This window comes from Candidatus Kryptonium thompsonii (assembly GCF_001535985.1).
Lineage (GTDB): Bacteria > Bacteroidota > Ignavibacteria > Kryptoniales > Kryptoniaceae > Kryptonium > Kryptonium thompsonii.
In genome coordinates this window covers 1-17,778 of sequence record NZ_CZVS01000011.1, presented here as the reverse complement: position 1 = coordinate 17,778, position 17,778 = coordinate 1, and the positions used below count along the sequence as shown (strand labels likewise).

The following is a 17,778-nucleotide window of genomic DNA, read 5'->3' as shown; positions in this document are numbered from 1 at the left end:
GTTATTTTGTTATCTCACCAATGATAAATGGGTTTTCGTTTAGTAATTTCAGTTCATTAATGATTTTGTCTGCATCGTTTTTGTCAACTATTAAAATTAAACCAATCCCGAGATTGAATGTTCGTCTCATGTCTTCTTCAGGTACATTACCAAGCTTTTGGATGAGGTTGAATATAGCTGGCCTTTCCCATGAATCCCAGTATATCTTTATCTTTAAAGTTTCTGGCACCACCCTTTTTGTGTTTCCGATGATGCCACCGCCTGTTATGTGTGCCATCGCATGGATTTCAAATTTATCGAGAAGTTTTAAAATTGGCTTTAGATATGAACGATGGATCTTCAAAAGTTCTTCGGCAAGAGTTGTGTTAAGTTCCGGGATAAATTCATCTATTTTAAATTTTTCAAGCAATATCATTCGTGCGAGCGAGTACCCGTTTGTGTGAAGTCCAGTTGAGGGCAAAGCTATTAAAATATCACCATCTTTTACTTTATCACCCTTTATAATTTTTTCTTTTTCAACAATTCCAACTATTGTTCCCGCTAAATCGTATTCACCTTCCTGATAAAATCCAGGCATTTCGGCAGTTTCACCACCTATCAAAGTGCAGTTGTTTTCTTCACACGCTTTTGCAAGCCCATATATCACCTGCTCAGCAACATCGATGTTTAGCTTTCCCGTTGCGAAGTAGTCAAGAAAGAAAAGAGGTTTTGCACCGCAAACAAGTATGTCATTTACGCAGTGATTTACCAAATCTTGTCCAATTGTGTCGTGTTTATTTACAAGAAAGGCGATTTTAAGCTTTGTTCCAACTCCATCTACGCTTGAGACAAGGACGGGATGTTTGTATTCTTCAAACTTTACATCGTAAAAAGCTCCGAATAATCCAATATCTGCAAGAACACGTTCGTTAAAAGTTTTTCTAGCTAATTGTTTTATTTTTTGAACAAGTTTCTCAGCGAGGTCGATATCAACTCCGGCGTCTTTATAGGTTTTCATGGGTTTTAAGCTTTTAGTTTAAATAAAAAAGCCCGACCCAGTTAAAGGTCGGGCTTTAGAAATTACAAACCAAATCTTTCATAGTTAATTCTGATATATTGCTGCCATTTTTCCGGTACCTCTGCCTCTGGGAAGATTGCTTCAACAGGGCATTCCGGTTGGCAAGCACCACAATCAATGCATTCTTGAGGATGGATATAAAGCTGCATCTTTTTCTCCCGCATCTCCTTCAGATGTTCCTCATTCGTAACATCATAACCTTCCGGACCATAAATGCAATTTACAGGGCAGACTTGAACGCAGGCGGTGTCGCAAACCCCTACGCAGGGTTCTGCAATAATGTACGCCATTGAGGTTCTCCAAGTTTGTTTTTAATTTTGCATTAAAAATTTAAGAATAAAAGGGTTTTTAAAAATTGACTTTTGTCAAATCACTGTGATTTTATCTCCGTCCAAAATCTATCGAGAAGTTTTGTAACTGTGCCGAGATCCTGCATAAGTTCAAAATTTTTGAGCGCTTCCTCGTCCGGATATCTTTGTTTTGTTAAATATTTCTGGTTGATGAATTTTTTTGCAGTTTCATTTACAGTTGCGTAGCCGGAAAATTCGCTCACCCTTGCGCTTATTTCGGGCTTCAGCAGGAAATTGATAAAAATGTGGGCATTTTCAATATTATCGGCAGATTTTGGAATTGCGAGATTGTCAATCCATAATGTTCCTCCTTCTTTTGGGAGAACATAAACTATATTTGAATCCGATTCGGCTATTTTCACAAGTTGACCACTCCAGCCGTGGGCTATCCAAACATCCCCGGACAAAATTGCTTGATCAAAGCCAGAACTGTTGTATTGTTTGACAAGTTTTTTCTGATTTGCCAAAATTTCCTTTGCTTTTAAAAGAATCGATGTATCTGTTTCATTTATTGAATGTCCGAGAAGTTTAAGAGCCACTGCAAAACATTCCCTCATATCGTCAAGCATCAAAATTTTCCCTTTGTACTTTTCATCAAACAAAACTGACCAAGTTTCAGGTAATTTCCCAACTTTATCTTTTCGGTAGGCAAAACCAGTCGTCCCCCAGAAAAATGGAACAGAAAATTTATTCTCGGGATCATACTGAAGATTTAAAAAGCGAGGATTTATATGCTTAAGGTTTGGAATTTTAGCTTTATCAATCTCGTGAAGAAGATTTTGTCTGATAAGTATTTGAACCATGTAATCTGAGGGGACGACGACATCATATTTACTTACTCCAGTTTGTAATTTTTCAAGCAGTGCTTCATTGGAATCATAAGTGTCGAGATTAACCTTAATTCCCGTCTCCTTTTCGAATTCTTCAATCACATCTTGCGATAAATAATCCGACCATACATAGACATTGACTTCGTTTTTGCTTCTGGAGCATGAATTAAAAATCAAGGTGAAAATTGAAAATAAAACTATGGTTAAGAATCTCACCTTCATTTCGATGTCAGCAACTTTTGTGATAAAATTATCGCCATCGTTGTGGTTAAAAGCATAATCGTGGAGATAGCATTTATCTCCGGGGTTATATTTGTTCTCAACATTGAATAGATTTGAAGTGGTAGCGTTGTGGAGGAAACGCCAGCCACAAAAGATGTGATTAAATAATCATCGATTGAAAGTGTGAAGACAATAAGTGCCGATGAAATTATCGCTGGAAGAAGAAGCGGGAGTGTAACCCTTCTAAAAACTTCAAATTCATTTGCTCCAAGGTCAAGTGCCGATTCCTCAACCTCCTTTTCGATGTTTTGTAGTCTTGCGAGCACGATCAAGATGACATATGAAATGCTGAAGACGATATGTGCAATTATAACAGTTGTAAACCCAAGCGTAATTTTGACAAATCCGAAAAAGCTGAGCAATGCCCCAGCTAAGACTATCTCAGGGATTATTACAGGGAGATAAATTAAAATTTCGAAGGCTTCTTTTAACTTGAATTCAAGTTTCCTCAAGGCGATTGCACCGATGGTTCCGAAGAAAGTTGAAAAAAATGTTGATGCGAGAGCGACAATGATGCTATTTTTTAACGAGTTTAAAAGAATTTTGTTGTTGAGAAGTTTAACATACCATTGTAGTGTAAATCCTTCCCAAATCGTTGTCCATCTCGATTTGTTAAAGGAAAGGATAATTAGAACAAGGATCGGTAAGTAAAGAAAAACATAAACCCCAGCGATGTAAATTTTAAATAGCAAATCCCTTGATGACCTTCTCATTTTGTCTTTTCAACTTGCTTTACAGTGTCGTTGATCCAGTCAAGATATGAATTAGAACCAGCAATTATCGGAATTGCTATAATTTCAGGGACAGTGTATTTATGCAATTCTTTAACCCGAGCTTCAAGTTCAGGGAAAAGGTCTTTTCTTGTTTTGATTATAATGAGAGATTCGAAGTCATCCACTACATTATTTTGCCAGAAGTAAATCGAGTTAACTTTTTCAACTATGTTGCAGCAAGCGGCAAGTTTTTCCTCTACAAGTATTTTTGAGATTTTCCTCGCTTCAATTACATTTGGAGTTGTGACCAAGATGATCACATAATCTGTCATTTCACAAGTTTGAAGTTTTGTTTTTATTAAAAATATCAATTTGAGGTGAGAAGTTCAAATATACAGGATATGTCTTGACAGTAGGCATTTTTATTTATTTGCTTTTTATTGCAAAAGTTTTTAATTTTTATTTAGATTAAGTTTAAAATAGATGGAGTGAAAAATGGCGAGCGAAAAATTAATTGAAAAAGTTCGTAGAGATTTTTCAACACATTTAAAACGCAGTAATCTTAGAGCAACAGAGCAAAGATATGAGGTTTTGAATTCAATCCTTGAGATGAAGGGGCATTTTGGTGCGGAAGATTTGTTTGTTAAGATGAAAAATGAGGGGAAAAAGGTCTCGAGGGCGACAGTTTATAACACGCTTGAACTTTTGTTTGATCTTGGGGTGGTTTCAAGGCATAAAGTGGGCAATGTTTTCGTTTATGAAAGAGCTTTTGGAAGGGAACATCATGATCATTTGATATGTGTGAATTGTGGAACTATAATTGAATTTAGGAGCGAAGAGATTGAGAAAATTCAGGATGAGATATGCAAAAAATATAAGTTTAAACCGATAAGACATACGCACCAAATTTACGGACTTTGTGCAAAATGCGCAGGGGCAAAGAAATGAAAAAAGATGAAGTTATGAAATTAAGCGATGCAAAACCTGGAATGGAACTTGAAGTTTATAAGTTACCTGATGATAGTGTGAAAGCACACTTTGTTCGTCTTGGTGTCACTGAGGGAGTAAAAATTAAATGTGCTTATAAATTGCCCGGTGGCACCGTTGTTATATCAAAGCAACACCAAGAAATAGCAGTTGGAAGTGAAATAGCGAAAAAAATTATTGTCAAAAAAATCTGATATCCTTATGCATGTACATAAATCCACAGAAATAAAAATAGAAAAGGGTTTCAAAAAGCTCGTTTTAGTTGGAAACCCTAATGTTGGAAAATCAATTTTTTTCAACTACTTAACCGGACTTTATGTTGAAGTTTCAAATTATCCGGGGACAACGGTTGAAATTTTAAAGGGCAGGTATAAAAATTTCATTGTATATGATACTCCTGGGATATACGGACTTTCTTCCTTTAACGATGAGGAAAGAATTGCAAAAAACATAATTATGGATGCCGATGTTATTTTAAATGTTGTTGACGCCGTAAACCTTGAAAGAGATTTGTTCCTTACACTTCAACTCATAGATTCGGGTAAGCCTGTTGTAGTTGCATTGAATATGATGGATGAAGCAGAGCAGAAAAAAATTAGAATAAATGTTGAGCGACTTTCAAAATTACTTGGCGTTCCGGTAATCCCAACGATTGCTGTTAAACAAGTTGGCTTTGATGAGGTTGTTAATGCAATTGAAAAAGCTTGTCAGGGAAATAGAGATAAAAAACTTGCAGATAAGATTTTAGATATTTCGAGAAAACTTAACATAAGTGAAATTGAAGCTCTCTTAATTGTCGAGGGAGATACGGAGACCATTGCTAAATTTGGGTCGAGGTTTGACGGTGAACTTTGTAAATATGATGAACGTGAGAAGGTTTATATCGAGCGAAGAAATAGGGCAAATCAAATCGTTGCGGAGGTTGTAAGCGTTGATACTACGGCTGGGAGGATTTCAGGGCTAATTGGCAGGCTTGCGATGCACCCTGTGTTTGGTCTTGTTTTTATCGCCTTTGTTCTATATTTGGCGTACTTAATAATTGGTAAATTGATAGCTCAGGATTTAGTTGATTTCACGGAGAATAAAATTGGTGTGCAGATTTATGAGTATAATGTCAAGAAACTTATCGCAAATTATTTCCCAGTTGAGATAAGTGTTAATGTCATAAACGAAAGTGATGAAGTAGTTGATAGTAAAAGTTTTACTTTTGAACATGGTTTGAAAAATTCACCTGAGCTTTTAAATGAAATGCAAAACTTTGTTAGAGGTAAAAATGTTGAATATGAGTTCAATTTTAAGAATCCAGCTTTAGTTATATTTTTTGGTGAATTTGGGGTTTTAACGATGACGGTCAGATATCTTTTATTTTTGCTTTTACCTCTTGTTGTGGGGTTTTATCTTATGCTTGCGGTACTTGAGGATAGTGGATATTTACCACGGCTTGCAACTTTTGTCGATAAATTGATGAATTATATTGGGTTGAATGGTAAAGCAATTATTCCAACGATTCTTGGTTTTGGTTGTGTGACGATGGCAACTATAACAACACGCCTTCTTCCTACGACCAGGGATAAAAGGATTATGACAGCGATTTTGCAAATAACAATTCCATGTTCGGCACAACTTGCGGTCATAACGACGCTTCTTATGAGGGCTGGATTTCAAGCTACATTAATTTACATCTTTGTAATGTTCTCTGTTTTCGTCTTTGTTGGTGTTGTTTTAAACAAAATTTTACCAGGTGGGGCAACTCCACTTCTTATAGATTTGCCACCGATGAGGATTCCACGAATTAATAATCTTATTAGAAAAACACAGATGCGAACCCTCTTCTTTATAAAAGAGGCGGGAATGTGGTTTTTTATTGGCGCCTTTGCTATTGGAATTATGCAAGTTACAGGTTTGCTTGATAAATGGATTCAACTTCTTTCACCGCTAACTGTTAATTGGCTCCAATTACCTGCTGAGGCATCAAGAGCTTTTATAATGGGAATCGTGAGAAGGGATTTCGGTGCAGCTGGATTTTATGCGCTCGATCTAACACCTATGCAAACGGTTGCAGGACTTGTGACGATTACATTATTTGTACCATGTATAGCTTCGCTGACGGTTATGTTGAAGGAGAGAGGTTTAGTAGAAGGGTTGATAATCTGGGGTTCAAGTTGGGTTATAGCGTTCACAGTCGGTGGGATAGTTTCACAGATTTTAATTTAAACACCCCTTGCGGTGGGTGACCAAATGTATTTATGCATTTGAAGCTGAAATCGGACGGGAAGTTTATCTTCAAGTATCCATGTAGCAAGTGTAACTGGTTCAATCTCTCCAAATACGGGTGAAAATAAAACCGTTTTCACTCTTTCAGTGAGATTAAATTTTTTAATTATTTCTTTAGCCCATTCGTAGTCAGCTCTATCTTTTATAACGAATTTCACTTCATCTTTTTTTGAAAGATATTCTATGTTTTCCCATCGGTTTCTGTGACTCATTTTGCTTCCGGGGCATTTTATGTCCATAATTATGTGAGCTCTTGGATCGACTTTGCTTATATCTCTATGTCCACCAGTTTCAAGCAAAACAGTGAAGTTTTCATCACATAGTTTTTCAATTAGTTTCAATGTGTTTTCTTGGAATAATGGTTCTCCGCCTGTTATCTCGACAAGATTACAGTTGTATGATCTCACCTGTTCAATAATTTCATCAATTGTCATATCAACACCCTCGTAGAAAGCATATTCAGTATCGCACCATACACACCTTAAATCGCAGTATGTTAACCTGACGAAGACGCAGGGAAATCCCATCCAGCTTGATTCGCCTTGGATGCTAAAGAAAATTTCGTTTACAGTAAGTATGTTTTCGGGCTTGTTTGCTTTCATTTTTTACAGTTATTCACTCTTGATAAATTGCGGAGTATTTTTCAGTTTCCCATATTTCAACTGAGTCAATTTCAACATTTTTATATTGAGCCAGTTTTGATTTCAGCTCATCATAGAAAAATTTTGCAAGGTTTTCAGCGGTCGGTTGAATTTCATTAAATGGTGGTATATCGTTAAGGTGATAGTGATCAAGTTTTTCAATTACTTCATTCAAAATTTGGGATAATTCTTTGAAGTCTATAGCCATTCCAAAGTCATTTAGTTCTTTTGCTTTAACTGTAACTTTAACATTCCAATTGTGACCATGCAGGCGACCGCATTCGCCTGGGTAATCTTTGATTATATGTGAAGCCGAAAATCTTTTCTGAGCTGAAATTTTATACATTGCTTTGGTGAATTATTTTTTTAATATCTTTATCTCTGCCAAAGATTAACAACTCATCGTTTTGTTCGATTGTTGTATCGGGATCAAGAACGCCTATTGTTTTTTCATTTCTTATAACTGTTACAAGTAGGACATTGTAATTTTGCCTCAATTCAAGTTCACGAATTGTTTTTCCTAAAAAACTTTTAGGGGCTTTTATCCATGCTATTTCATAATCCTTTGTGATCTCAAAAAATTCAATAAAACCTTCGCTTAAAAGCAATTTTGAAAGTCGTTTTGCAACCTCTTCTTCAGGCGTGATTATGTCTTCTTCTCGTATACCTATGCTTTTCAAAATTTTTTTGTGAATCTCTTCATTTGCTCTTGCAATTATTCTTTTGACTCCAAGCTCTTTGAGCAATACGCAGGTTAAAAGTAATGCTTCAAAATTTTCTCCAATTGTGACGATAACAGCATCTGTATCTTTTATTCCAAATCTTTCAAGTTCTTTTATGTCGGTGCTGTCAAATTTTACAGCTGTGATATTGGGGTGGCTGATTTCATTTATCCTTTCTTCGCTTATATCGATTGCAAGAACTTCAGCGTCTGATTCCGCAAGTTCCATGGCAAGACTTTTTCCGAACGTTCCAAGACCAATTACGGCAAATTTCTTCATTATGTGACCAAAACATTTTCTTTTTGAAGTTCATAGCGTTTTTTCTCGGCTTTTCCAAAAAGCGCAAATGAAAAGACAAGGGGTCCTACTCTTCCAATAAACATCATCGTAATGATAATCAACTTTCCAAAAATTGTCAAATTAGGTGTTATCCCTCTGCTTAATCCAACGGTTCCAAATGCTGATACAGTTTCAAAATATATATCAATTAAGTTTGCCGTTTTTTCAGTTATTGTGAGAATAAATGTGGCTGTTAATATCAAAAGAATAGAAAGCAATCCCGAAGCGAACGCTCTTGATACACTCTCCTCGCTTATCTGTTTATTGAAGATTTCAACTCTCTCATCGCCTTTTATCATCGACCGAATTTTCAGAACAATTAAGGCAAAGGAAGTCGTTTTAATGCCACCACCAGTTGAGCCAGGTGATGCACCTATCCACATGAGCAACATTATAAACAGCGTCGTTGTGATGCTAATTTTTGAGATATCAATTGTATTAAATCCAGCGGTCCTTGGTGTTACAGCTTGAAAGAAAGCGTGAGCAACTTTTCCGAGCGTGGGTTCAGCTTTTAAAGAGTTATTAAACTCAAGGATAAAAAAGAACAGCGACCCGAAAATTATTAAAATGGCAGTTGTTGAAATTGCTAACTTTGAATGAAGACTAAAGACAACTCTTTGTGGTGGGATTTTATTTCTCAAAAATTTGATTTTCCTCAACATTTTTAAAAACGGTTTTTCGATCGATTCACTTAAAACAATGAATCCAAGCCCACCAAGGATAATAAGGGTTGCTATTGTAAGAATTGCAGGTATGTTATTTTTTATGTCCATTAGATTATTTGAGAAAGTTGAAAACCCAGCGTTGCAGAAAGCAGAAATTGAATGAAAAATTGAGCAAAAAATTTTTTCGGTTTCATTTTTAAAAATTGAATCTGGGAGAAAATTATAAAGAGCGATTGCCCCAATTGCTTCGATTGCGAAAGTTATAAAAAGAATTCTTGTTACGGTTGATGAAATCTTTGATAAGTTTCTTTCGCTAAAAATTTCACCAAGCATAAGCCTTTCTTTTATTCCCAGTCCACCACTTAAAAGGAGCATAAAGAATGTTGTAAATGTCATTATACCGAGTCCACCGAGTTGAATTAAAAACATTATGATTAATTGCCCAAATGTTGTAAAGTATTTTCCTGTGTCAACAACCGTTAATCCCGTCACACATACGGCACTTGTTGCGGTAAAAAGCGCATCAATTATTGAAATTCCTTTATATGTTGCTTTCGGAAGAAGCAACAGCAAGGTTCCACCAAAAATTAAAAGCATAAAGCTTATCACGAGAAGTCGTGCGGGATGAACCGATTTTTGAATTAACCTTTGACTATATCTTATTGCTTTTAAGCCGATGTCAAGGGTGAGATAGATTTGCGCAGAGGCGATATATATTCTTGTGAGTGTTTTGATGTCAATTGTGTATGGTTCCCTGAAATATAATAAAAATCCAATGCTTTGAAGTATGATTAAAAATGTTAAGATGAATTCAATCCATTTTTTGCGAAGGTAACTAAGTGGTTGAGGATTTATCACTAGTTTTGAAAGGTTGAAAAAAACGAAGTAGAAAATCGCAATCAGATTAAACTGCTGTATAACCCGTTTAACCGAGTCACTAATGTAGAAGCCATATTCGATTATAAGTGTTGCTATAACTGAGCCAGCGACGATGAGCATTAATTTGTCAAGTATACCAGCGAACTTTTCGAGCTTAGTCTGCGGGTCTGGATACAAGTTTAAAAATTGGCTTTTTATTTTGACAGAATGGAGATAGTAAGATAAGCAAGAAGGGAGGCGCCGTATTTCATTGCTTCTTCATTTATTGTGAACTTTGAACTGTGTATATCGTGTTTTGAGTTTTTATGTCCAGCACCAAGCCATATAAAGCATCCCGGAACTTTTTGAAGGTAATAAGCGAAATCCTCAGCTCCCATCACTGGCTTTGCCTCAAATACTTTATTTTTTCCAAAAAGTTCAATTGCTTTTTCTTTTACAAACCTTGTGGTTTCTGGATCATTTACTAAAACTGGATAACCTTGATTAATTTTTAATTCGTAACTAGCACCATAAGTTGATGTTATTCCGCGTAGGATTTGGTCAATCATTTGCCATGCTTTTTTTACGCCATTCTTCATTCATTGTTCGCAGTGTCCCAGATATTGTGACTTCATCAGGGATTATATTGGTTGCTGTTCCTGCGTGAATTGAGCCAATTGTTAAAACTCTCGGTTCAATGGGTCAAAAAATCTGCTTACGACTTTTTGTAAGGCTAGAACAACTTCTGCTGAAATTACTATAGGATCGATTGTAAAATGGGGGCGGGCGCCATGCCCACCTTTCCCTTTAATTTTAATGTAAATCTCATCAGCGGATGCCATAAGCGGTCCATCTTTGACGAAAATTGTTCCTGGATCAGCGTCTGGACGAACATGAAGACCGAAGATATAATCAACCTTTGGATTGTTAAGTGCGCCTTCTTTTATCATCTGATTTGCGCCACCGGGATTTTTTTCTTCGCTTGGCTGAAAAATAAACTTAACTGTTCCGTTTAGCTCACTTTGAAGTTGTTTTAATATCATTGCTGCGCCAAGAACCATCGCGGTGTGAGCATCGTGTCCACAAGCATGCATTTTTCCAGGAACTTTTGAAGAAAAGGGCAAACCAGTTTGCTCTTGTATCGGTAAGGCATCCATGTCAGCGCGTAGCGCAACGACTTTTCCTTTCTTTGAGCCTTCAAGAATGCCGATTACACCCGTTTTAGCGATTCCAGTTTGGACTTTTAAACCAAGTGATTTAAGGGTTCGTGCTATAAGTTCGGATGTTTTATATTCTTCGTAAGCAAGTTCTGGATATTGATGGATTTTTCTTCTTATCGAGACCATTCTGGCGAAAAATTTTTCAGCAAGGTGAAAAATTTTATTTTGAGCTGTTTGATTCACTTTTTTGATTTTGTTGTTTTCTTTTTCGACTTTTCTTTCCTGTCTTCAGTTTGCTCAACATCTTGATTCGTTTCTGGTTGAGGAGCCAATGGCTCCGACGGTTGAGTAAAGGTCGAGGATGACATGAGAAGTGGCTCGTTTACAGTTAGATATGGATTTACAATTTTTTTCTTTTTCAATTCTCTTGCTCTTACGACCTCATACATTATCAAAGCCCCTGCAACGGATGCATTCAGCGATTCGACTTTTCCGTACATCGGAATTTTTACAAGGAAATCACATTTTTGTTTGGTCAAAAATCTTAAGCCACGCCCTTCATTTCCTATTACAATTGCTACTGGCACTGTGTAATCAATCTCGTAGTAGAGCCTTGAGGCATTTGCATCCGCGCCAACGATCCATATTCCTTTCTCTTTTAATTCATCAAGAGTTTGTGCGAGATTTGTAACTTTCGCTATTCCGACATGAGCGACTGCTCCAGCGGATGTACGTGCTACAGTTGAATTTATGATCGCAGTGTGATGTTTCGTGGTTATAATTCCATGAACTCCCGCGCATTCGGCGGTTCTGACAAGCGCTCCAAAGTTTTGAGGATCAACTATTTCATCAAGTATTAAAATGAAGGGTAGTTCATTTTTCTCTTTTGATACATTTAAAATATCGTCAACGCTTATATATTTTGCCTCGCTTATAACTGCGATAACTCCCTGTGTTGCTATATCACTTGCAAGTTCGCGAAATCGTTGTTTGTTTAATTCAACAAATGGCACGCCTTTTTTGCGCGCAAGATTTCTGATTTTGTCAATTTGACTTCCCCTTATACCGTGGAGAAGATAAATTTTTTCGATCATCACGCTTTGGGATTTTAGCGCTTCGATAACGGGTTGACGCCCTGCTATCAACCTCGGTTTAGTTTCTTCCTGTTCTTGCGTTTGAATATTTTCTCTTTCCATGTCCATAGATTTTCATCTCCCCGTTTTTTTATTTTAAAAAATTGATTAAAACCAGAAATTAAAACGGTTCACTTATTCCATAGCGCTTTAATTTAAGATATAGGGTTTTTAAACTGATACCAAGAATTTCAGCTGTTTTTGACTTATTCCAGTTGTTTGCTTTTAAAACATTTTCAATGTGGATTTTTTCAAGTTCAGCAAGTGAAAGGGTATTGACAGGTTTTCGCATAAGTTTGGCATAGTAATCTTCTTTAAGTTCAGGTTTTAACGCCAGGTCTTCGGGTTTTATTATGTCGTCTTTAGCAAGTATCGCTGCTCTTTCAACTACATTTTCAAGTTCTCGAATATTCCCAGGCCAGTCGTAGTTTATCAAAATTTGCATCGCCTCTGGGCTGATCTTTTTTCTTCCTCGCGTCTTTTTGTTGAGGAAATATTCAACAAGCAATGGAATGTCTTCCTTTCTTTCTCTTAGAGCTGGAAGGCGAATCGTCACAACATTTAGCCTATAGAGCAAGTCCTCTCTGAAATTACCTTTCTTAACCTCTTCATTTAAATCTTTATTTGTTGCTGAGATTATTCTCACATCAACTTTTAAGATGTTGTTCCCACCAACTCTTCTAAATTCACCCGTTTCAATAAATCTAAGTAACTTTGGTTGAACATATTGACTTAAATCACCAATTTCATCAAGAAATAAGGTCCCACCGTTTGCAATTTCTACGAGTCCTGGCTTTGATGTGTGAGCATCTGTGAAGGCTCCTTTTTCGTAACCAAATAGCTCTGATTCGAGAAGTGTATCTGGAATTGCGGCGCAATTTATTGTGACAAATGGTTTATCCTTGCGCAAACTGTTTTTATGGATGAGGCGAGCTATAACTTCTTTTCCAGTTCCACTTTCACCGTAAATTAAAACTGTTGTGTCAGTTCCAGCCACTCGTGCAACGATGTCAAGTACATCTTTAAATACCTTGCTTTGTCCAATTATTTCATCGCTTTGCGTGAGATGTGATAGTTCCTTTTGCATTAATATGTTTTGAAGTTTAAGCTGTCGTTTTTCAAGCGCATTTTGAATTGAAACGAGAAGTTCATCAAAATTATATGGTTTCGTTATGAAATCGAATGCACCGAGTTTAATTGTTTCAACCGCAAGTTTTATATCTCCAAGCGCTGTTATCATTATCACCTCTGTATCCGGGGAATATTCTTTTATAAACTTTAAAACTTCAATTCCAGAAATCCTTGGCATTTTTATATCAAGAAGGACAACATCGTAAATTTTACTCTGAATTTTATTTATCGCTTGCGCTCCATCATTTGCTATGTCAACTTCAAAGAGATTTGTTGAGAGCAGTTCATCTTTTAGTAACTCGCATAGGTATTCTTCGTCGTCAACAATTAAAATTTTTGCTTGAACATTTTTTCCACTCATTCTTTGCTTTCACTTTGTTGGTGACCTGGTTTATTTGATAAATCGAACATTCTTAACTTCCCTACATATGGGACGATTTGGTCACTTTTAAGTTCCCTTAATTTTAAGACAGTTTGTTCAATTCTATCTGTGCTTTCCTTGATTATTTTGATGTATGTTTTTACATCGGGGGAGAGATCTTTTTTAAGCAAAATATTTGTTGCAAGCTTTATTGCAGCAAGTGGGTTATTTATCTCATGTGATACAGTAATAACTATTTCTTGAATTGCTTCAATTTTTTGAGATTGTTCGCCTTTATCTTTTTCAATTTGCTTTTTGAGATTTTCTTTTTCAATGGCGCTTGCTACGATGACGGGTAAAAGTGGTCCAATGATATCTTCTTTCATATAGTAATCAGTGGCTCCAAGTTTCAAAACTTCGCTCATAACTTCTTTTTCCTTTACGCTTGAGAGCATTATCACTAATGTATCTATGTTTCGCGATTTGATAATTTTAAGCACCTCTATTCCATTCATTTCCGGGAGATAATAGTCAAGCAAAATTAAATTATAAGTATTTGCCAAGGAAAGTTTTTCAATCCCCCTTTCCGCCGTTTCAGCCCAGTCGACAGCGAAGGAATATTTTTTGTATGAATTTAGATAATACTTAATTAAACCCGCGATATTTGGGTCATCCTCAATCAAAAGGATTTTGATTACTTCATTATCCTTTTCCATAAAGGATCAAACCTATTGAATTTATTTTTAAATACAAACCTTTGAAACATACCGGTGATGTGATTCTTTCAATGTTTTTCTTGCGCATTTTCTCTGTCTATTCTTGAATTACCCTTTTTGGTGGAATTCACTTAATAATACAAATTTTTTATTTTAAAATTAAAATGGGAATCGCAAGATTATAAAGTTTTAAAATTAGGTTTCAGGGTGATGTTTATGGGATTTAATTAGAGCGTAGGGGATAGACTAAATTTATTGAAATTTTAGAGGTCGGAATTGAGTTACTTGGTCGCTGGTTATGTATTTTTTGTATAGGGAAAATTTAAACTTTTGATTAAATGCTTAAAAAAAATTTACACCTCTTGACTTTTATTTTTAAATTTTGTATAATAACGATGTGGTAAAAAAATAAACAAAAATCAAAAATTAAAAATAATAGGGAGGTTAATATGAGAGGGCTCTTTTTATTTTTGGCTTTAGCTTTATTAGTAAGTAGTGTCGCTTTATCGAGAGAGGTTGGAGGTGGATTAGCACTTGGGTATGGAACTGCAAAGCCAACGGTTGGTTTTGGAGGCAGCGTTTATTATCGTTATGATATTCCCGAAAGCTTTTTTAAGGTGAAAGGATTTTCTGGTCAACTTTCAGTTGGCTATACGACATTTCCGAAGGAGGATCAATCTGCAGAGTACACATTCATCCCTGTGAAGTATGGTTTGGGCTACACTGCTTACACTCAAGACAAGGTTGAGCTTGGGGTTTTAGGTGATTTGGGAGTTGCTTTTGTCAGCAAGCCAGAAAGCGCAACAAAGATTACTGGGGGAGTTGGAGGATTTGTCACCTATAGCGCAGCGCCAAATGTGAAGGTTGTTGGAACCCTTAAGTATTCAGCTGTTGTGGGGACAAAAAACTATTTGGATGTTGGGGTTGGTGTTCTTTATACCTTGCCGACGAAGTAAAAGTAGTTTGACGTTTTTTCCTTTCGCCCAGCCTTAAAGGCTGGGCTTTTAATTTTAGATAACAAAGGTAAAAACTGGAGGTAGAGATAAGATGAAAAAGAGAGTTATTCTCACGATATCTTTAATCTTTGTTATTTCATTTTTAATTGGGTTGATTTCAGGATGTAGTCAACCCTTTGAGCAAGAGCAGTTCAGTCAAACACAACAACAGGGGCTTGCACCGGTTATAAAATCAGCAGAAAATACGATCCCAGGGAAATATATCGTTGTCTTCAAGGAAAATGTTTTGCCAAAAGGTGATTTCAAAAGTGTCGCTCAAACAGTTAATAAAATTGCTGGTGAAATTGCTTCAACTTATGGTCTAAATCTTGAGCATGTTTATCGCTATACAATTAGAGGTTTCGCTGCAGAAATCCCTGAGGATAAACTTATTGCTTTGCGAGCCGATCCAAGGATAGATTACATTGAGGAAGATGGAATTGTCTATGCTTTTGCTCAAACATTGCCGTGGGGGATTGATAGAATTGATGCTGATATAAGTTCAACAAAGGCGGGAGATGGAAGTGGAAGCGTAAGTGGGGTTAGAGTTTATGTAATTGATACTGGGATTCAATTAAATCATCCTGATTTAAATGTTGTTGGTGGTGTTGATTTTACAGGTAAGGGAACAGCTGATGATGGGAATGGTCATGGTACACACGTCGCTGGAATAATTGGGGCTAAGGATGATAATAGTTATGTTGTTGGCGTTGCACCGGGTGTTGAGCTTTTTGCTGTGAAGGTTCTTGGTGATGATGGTTCGGGGACGTTTTCAAATGTAATTGCTGGTGTTGATTTTGTAACCCAGCAAAAGCTTAACAATCCAAATCTACCGATGGTTGCGAACATGAGCCTTGGTGCAAGAACTGGGACCTCGTATAATTCGCTTGATTATGCAGTTGTAAACTCAATTAATGCTGGGGTTGTTTACGCGATTGCGGCTGGAAATGATGGATAAGACGCGAAGTTTTACAGCCCTGCTCATGTTAAAGAAGCAATCACGGTTGGAGCTTATGATGAATCAAATAAGTTTGCAACATTTTCAAACTGGGGTTCATTGCTTGATATAAATGCTCCAGGTGTTAGGATTTTATCAACTTATATCGGTAGTTCAACTGCAACTCTCAGTGGAACATCAATGGCTGCGCCTCATGTCGCTGGGACGGCTGCTCTTTATCTATCAGGAAATCCCAGCGCCACCCCTCAACAAGTGCGCGATCGCTTAGTTGCTGATGGGAAAGCATGGGTGAGTGTAAACAGAAAAAATACAACCAAATTGTCAGTTTACGCTGGGAACTATTAAATTTAATCAAGGTAGCCACTTTCGGGTGGCTACCTGGTTTTGTTGTAGATTTGTCTTTTTAAAGCAAGCGTTTGTGATATGCTAAAGCTCCCCTTTACAACTTTCATCGCTTGGAGATACCTTCGCTCGAAAAGAAAAATAACTCTTGTATCAATTATAAGTTTAATATCGTTTATCGGGGTCACTATTGGTGTTTCGGCACTTATAATTGTCCTTTCTGTTTTCAATGGTTTCAATGGACTTGTCACGAAAATTCTCGTAGAATTTGATCCGCATATAAGAATCGAAAAGAAGTTAAATTTAAGCACTGAGGATTTCAAAAAGATAGAAGGAGCAATCTCTGATATAAGTCAAATTAGGGGATATGCTCCTTTTGTTATAAGCAAAGCAATGTTAATCTCAGATAGAAATAATCGAGTTTTGTATATTAAAGGCATAGATCCTACAAAGGCACACCTTGTTTCGGGGCTCCCAAGCAAGTTAGTTCTTGGAAACTTTGACCTTTCGGATGGGGATAAATTACCTAAAATTATTCTGGGATTGACGATAGCAGATAGATTAAATGCTCTTCTTGGTGATACTGTGACACTCGTTAGTCCAAGTTTTTCATCTATGTTTGGATTAGTTCAACCGAATGTAAAAAAATTTGTCGTCTCTGGAATATTTGAATCAAACAATAAAGATTACGATGGATATTATGCTTTTACATCGCTTAAATCTGCACAGGAACTTTTTGACATGAGGGGGAAGATAAATGGCGTTGAGATTCGTCTCTATGACATCGATAAATCTGAAGATGTTAAGAAAATAATTCAATCACGGCTTGGGAATGAATTTCAAGTTAAAACATGGTATGACCTTCACAAGGATTTATATTCGGTGATGCAGATTGAGAGATGGGTTGCGTATGTTATATTGTCATTGATAATTTTTGTCGCAACTTTTAATATATTGGGTTCCCTGACTATGTCGGTTATTGAAAAAAACGAGAGACATTGGAATTTTAAGGGCGATGGGTGCAAAAAGCTCGGATATCGTTAGAATTTTTATGTTTGAGGGGATTATAATTGGCATAACTGGGGCAAGCGTTGGAAGTTTGATTGGATTCATTGTTTGTTATATTCAGGAGAAATATCATATCTTTCCTCTTGATCCCACAGTTTATATAATTCCATCCCTTCCAGTGGAAATGAAGTTAACAGATTTTATTGCTGTTTGGCTTGCTGCAATTTTTCTTTGTTCATTCGCATCTTATTATCCA

Annotated in this window: 21 protein-coding genes and 1 pseudogene; 7 read left to right on the top strand and 15 right to left on the bottom strand. The window is 36.5% G+C overall.

What is annotated here, in order from left to right; genetic code table 11:
- Position 1 precedes the first annotated feature (1 nt).
- From purM to cutA, 5 genes are all read right to left on the bottom strand, one after another.
- Positions 2–997 (bottom strand): phosphoribosylformylglycinamidine cyclo-ligase, encoded by a 996-nt coding sequence (gene purM, locus AWW78_RS02025; RefSeq protein ID WP_047133171.1) that lies wholly within the window; start codon positions 995–997, stop codon positions 2–4.
- Positions 998–1,059: 62 nt separating this feature from the next.
- On the bottom strand, positions 1,060–1,347 hold the full coding sequence (locus AWW78_RS02020; protein WP_047133170.1) for a 4Fe-4S dicluster domain-containing protein: 288 nt from the start codon (positions 1,345–1,347) through the stop codon (positions 1,060–1,062).
- Between the two features lie 80 nt (positions 1,348–1,427).
- Positions 1,428–2,459 (bottom strand): ABC transporter substrate-binding protein, encoded by a 1,032-nt coding sequence (locus tag AWW78_RS02015; RefSeq protein ID WP_047133169.1) that lies wholly within the window; start codon positions 2,457–2,459, stop codon positions 1,428–1,430.
- A complete protein-coding gene (locus tag AWW78_RS02010; RefSeq protein WP_047133168.1) occupies positions 2,456–3,232 on the bottom strand; it encodes an ABC transporter permease in 777 nt (258 codons plus the stop codon). The genes AWW78_RS02015 and AWW78_RS02010 overlap by 4 nt, the downstream gene beginning before the upstream one ends.
- Positions 3,229–3,564: a divalent-cation tolerance protein CutA gene (gene cutA, locus AWW78_RS02005; protein ID WP_047133167.1), complete on the bottom strand. Its 336-nt coding sequence runs from the start codon at positions 3,562–3,564 to the stop codon at positions 3,229–3,231. Before cutA ends, AWW78_RS02010 begins: the two co-directional genes overlap by 4 nt.
- A gap of 163 nt (positions 3,565–3,727) precedes the next feature.
- Between cutA and AWW78_RS02000 the strand changes: the two genes are divergently transcribed.
- The 3 genes from AWW78_RS02000 to AWW78_RS01990 are packed head-to-tail and all read left to right on the top strand — an operon-like array spanning position 3,728 to position 6,433.
- Positions 3,728–4,180, top strand: a complete 453-nt coding sequence (locus tag AWW78_RS02000; protein ID WP_047133166.1) for a Fur family transcriptional regulator — start codon at positions 3,728–3,730, stop codon at positions 4,178–4,180.
- Positions 4,177–4,413 (top strand): FeoA family protein, encoded by a 237-nt coding sequence (locus AWW78_RS01995; RefSeq protein WP_159421244.1) that lies wholly within the window; start codon positions 4,177–4,179, stop codon positions 4,411–4,413. The genes AWW78_RS02000 and AWW78_RS01995 overlap by 4 nt, the downstream gene beginning before the upstream one ends.
- 7 nt (positions 4,414–4,420) lie before the next feature.
- The gene (locus AWW78_RS01990; protein ID WP_047133165.1) at positions 4,421–6,433 is read left to right on the top strand and encodes a ferrous iron transporter B; all 2,013 of its coding nucleotides are present in this window, start codon (positions 4,421–4,423) and stop codon (positions 6,431–6,433) included.
- Here the strand turns inward: AWW78_RS01990 and AWW78_RS01985 are convergent.
- The 10 genes from AWW78_RS01985 to AWW78_RS01950 are packed head-to-tail and all read right to left on the bottom strand — an operon-like array spanning position 6,430 to position 14,219.
- Complete coding sequence (locus AWW78_RS01985) at positions 6,430–7,095, bottom strand: radical SAM protein (protein ID WP_047133164.1); 666 nt, start codon at positions 7,093–7,095, stop codon at positions 6,430–6,432. The genes AWW78_RS01990 and AWW78_RS01985 overlap by 4 nt on opposite strands.
- Positions 7,096–7,108: 13 nt before the next feature.
- Complete coding sequence (gene queD / locus AWW78_RS01980) at positions 7,109–7,480, bottom strand: 6-carboxytetrahydropterin synthase QueD (protein ID WP_047133163.1); 372 nt, start codon at positions 7,478–7,480, stop codon at positions 7,109–7,111.
- Positions 7,473–8,135: a potassium channel family protein gene (locus tag AWW78_RS01975; RefSeq protein ID WP_082349181.1), complete on the bottom strand. Its 663-nt coding sequence runs from the start codon at positions 8,133–8,135 to the stop codon at positions 7,473–7,475. The genes queD and AWW78_RS01975 overlap by 8 nt, the downstream gene beginning before the upstream one ends.
- Complete coding sequence (locus tag AWW78_RS01970; RefSeq protein ID WP_082349179.1) at positions 8,135–9,916, bottom strand: TrkH family potassium uptake protein; 1,782 nt, start codon at positions 9,914–9,916, stop codon at positions 8,135–8,137. Before AWW78_RS01970 ends, AWW78_RS01975 begins: the two co-directional genes overlap by 1 nt.
- 17 nt (positions 9,917–9,933) lie before the next feature.
- Positions 9,934–10,317, bottom strand: a complete 384-nt coding sequence (locus AWW78_RS10355) for a M20/M25/M40 family metallo-hydrolase (protein WP_102134797.1) — start codon at positions 10,315–10,317, stop codon at positions 9,934–9,936.
- The gene (locus AWW78_RS10975; protein ID WP_420022044.1) at positions 10,280–10,360 is read right to left on the bottom strand and encodes a hypothetical protein; all 81 of its coding nucleotides are present in this window, start codon (positions 10,358–10,360) and stop codon (positions 10,280–10,282) included. The genes AWW78_RS10355 and AWW78_RS10975 overlap by 38 nt, the downstream gene beginning before the upstream one ends.
- A 38-nt stretch (positions 10,361–10,398) precedes the next feature.
- On the bottom strand, positions 10,399–11,121 hold the full coding sequence (locus AWW78_RS10350) for a M20 metallopeptidase family protein (protein ID WP_102134796.1): 723 nt from the start codon (positions 11,119–11,121) through the stop codon (positions 10,399–10,401).
- Positions 11,118–12,080 carry a 23S rRNA (guanosine(2251)-2'-O)-methyltransferase RlmB gene (gene rlmB, locus AWW78_RS01960; protein WP_075426037.1) on the bottom strand — a complete coding sequence of 321 codons (963 nt, stop codon included), beginning with the start codon at positions 12,078–12,080 and terminating at the stop codon, positions 11,118–11,120. Before rlmB ends, AWW78_RS10350 begins: the two co-directional genes overlap by 4 nt.
- Positions 12,081–12,132: 52 nt before the next feature.
- Positions 12,133–13,503: a sigma-54-dependent transcriptional regulator gene (locus tag AWW78_RS01955; RefSeq protein ID WP_047133160.1), complete on the bottom strand. Its 1,371-nt coding sequence runs from the start codon at positions 13,501–13,503 to the stop codon at positions 12,133–12,135.
- A complete protein-coding gene (locus AWW78_RS01950; RefSeq protein ID WP_047133159.1) occupies positions 13,500–14,219 on the bottom strand; it encodes a response regulator transcription factor in 720 nt (239 codons plus the stop codon). The genes AWW78_RS01955 and AWW78_RS01950 overlap by 4 nt, the downstream gene beginning before the upstream one ends.
- A gap of 449 nt (positions 14,220–14,668) precedes the next feature.
- On the opposite strand from AWW78_RS01950, the gene AWW78_RS01945 reads away from it, so the two are divergent.
- From AWW78_RS01945 to AWW78_RS01925, 4 genes and pseudogenes are all read left to right on the top strand, one after another.
- The gene (locus tag AWW78_RS01945) at positions 14,669–15,175 is read left to right on the top strand and encodes a hypothetical protein (protein WP_047133158.1); all 507 of its coding nucleotides are present in this window, start codon (positions 14,669–14,671) and stop codon (positions 15,173–15,175) included.
- 91 nt (positions 15,176–15,266) lie between these two features.
- A pseudogene (locus tag AWW78_RS01940) lies at positions 15,267–16,517 on the top strand (S8 family peptidase).
- A 78-nt stretch (positions 16,518–16,595) separates the two neighbouring features.
- Positions 16,596–17,558, top strand: coding sequence for an ABC transporter permease (locus AWW78_RS01930; protein WP_075426034.1), 963 nt, complete (start codon positions 16,596–16,598; stop codon positions 17,556–17,558).
- Positions 17,530–17,778, top strand: a 249-nt coding sequence (locus AWW78_RS01925; protein WP_176696222.1) for an FtsX-like permease family protein, incomplete at its 3' end; no start/stop codon positions are given. The genes AWW78_RS01930 and AWW78_RS01925, both read left to right, overlap by 29 nt.

What these genes read in the sequence shown, in the direction of transcription:
- purM (WP_047133171.1), bottom strand. Translation starts at nt 997, where the DNA reads ATGAAAACCTATAAAGACGCCGGAGTTGATATCGACCTCGCTGAGAAA.
- AWW78_RS02020 (WP_047133170.1), bottom strand. Translation starts at nt 1,347, where the DNA reads ATGGCGTACATTATTGCAGAACCCTGCGTAGGGGTTTGCGACACCGCC.
- AWW78_RS02015 (WP_047133169.1), bottom strand. Translation starts at nt 2,459, where the DNA reads ATGAAGGTGAGATTCTTAACCATAGTTTTATTTTCAATTTTCACCTTG.
- AWW78_RS02010 (WP_047133168.1), bottom strand. Translation starts at nt 3,232, where the DNA reads ATGAGAAGGTCATCAAGGGATTTGCTATTTAAAATTTACATCGCTGGG.
- cutA (WP_047133167.1), bottom strand. Translation starts at nt 3,564, where the DNA reads ATGACAGATTATGTGATCATCTTGGTCACAACTCCAAATGTAATTGAA.
- AWW78_RS02000 (WP_047133166.1), top strand. Translation starts at nt 3,728, where the DNA reads ATGGCGAGCGAAAAATTAATTGAAAAAGTTCGTAGAGATTTTTCAACA.
- AWW78_RS01995 (WP_159421244.1), top strand. Translation starts at nt 4,177, where the DNA reads ATGAAAAAAGATGAAGTTATGAAATTAAGCGATGCAAAACCTGGAATG.
- AWW78_RS01990 (WP_047133165.1), top strand. Translation starts at nt 4,421, where the DNA reads ATGCATGTACATAAATCCACAGAAATAAAAATAGAAAAGGGTTTCAAA.
- AWW78_RS01985 (WP_047133164.1), bottom strand. Translation starts at nt 7,095, where the DNA reads ATGAAAGCAAACAAGCCCGAAAACATACTTACTGTAAACGAAATTTTC.
- queD (WP_047133163.1), bottom strand. Translation starts at nt 7,480, where the DNA reads ATGTATAAAATTTCAGCTCAGAAAAGATTTTCGGCTTCACATATAATC.
- AWW78_RS01975 (WP_082349181.1), bottom strand. Translation starts at nt 8,135, where the DNA reads ATGAAGAAATTTGCCGTAATTGGTCTTGGAACGTTCGGAAAAAGTCTT.
- AWW78_RS10355 (WP_102134797.1), bottom strand. Translation starts at nt 10,317, where the DNA reads ATGAAGAATGGCGTAAAAAAAGCATGGCAAATGATTGACCAAATCCTA.
- rlmB (WP_075426037.1), bottom strand. Translation starts at nt 12,080, where the DNA reads ATGGACATGGAAAGAGAAAATATTCAAACGCAAGAACAGGAAGAAACT.
- AWW78_RS01955 (WP_047133160.1), bottom strand. Translation starts at nt 13,503, where the DNA reads ATGAGTGGAAAAAATGTTCAAGCAAAAATTTTAATTGTTGACGACGAA.
- AWW78_RS01950 (WP_047133159.1), bottom strand. Translation starts at nt 14,219, where the DNA reads ATGGAAAAGGATAATGAAGTAATCAAAATCCTTTTGATTGAGGATGAC.
- AWW78_RS01945 (WP_047133158.1), top strand. Translation starts at nt 14,669, where the DNA reads ATGAGAGGGCTCTTTTTATTTTTGGCTTTAGCTTTATTAGTAAGTAGT.
- AWW78_RS01930 (WP_075426034.1), top strand. Translation starts at nt 16,596, where the DNA reads ATGCTAAAGCTCCCCTTTACAACTTTCATCGCTTGGAGATACCTTCGC.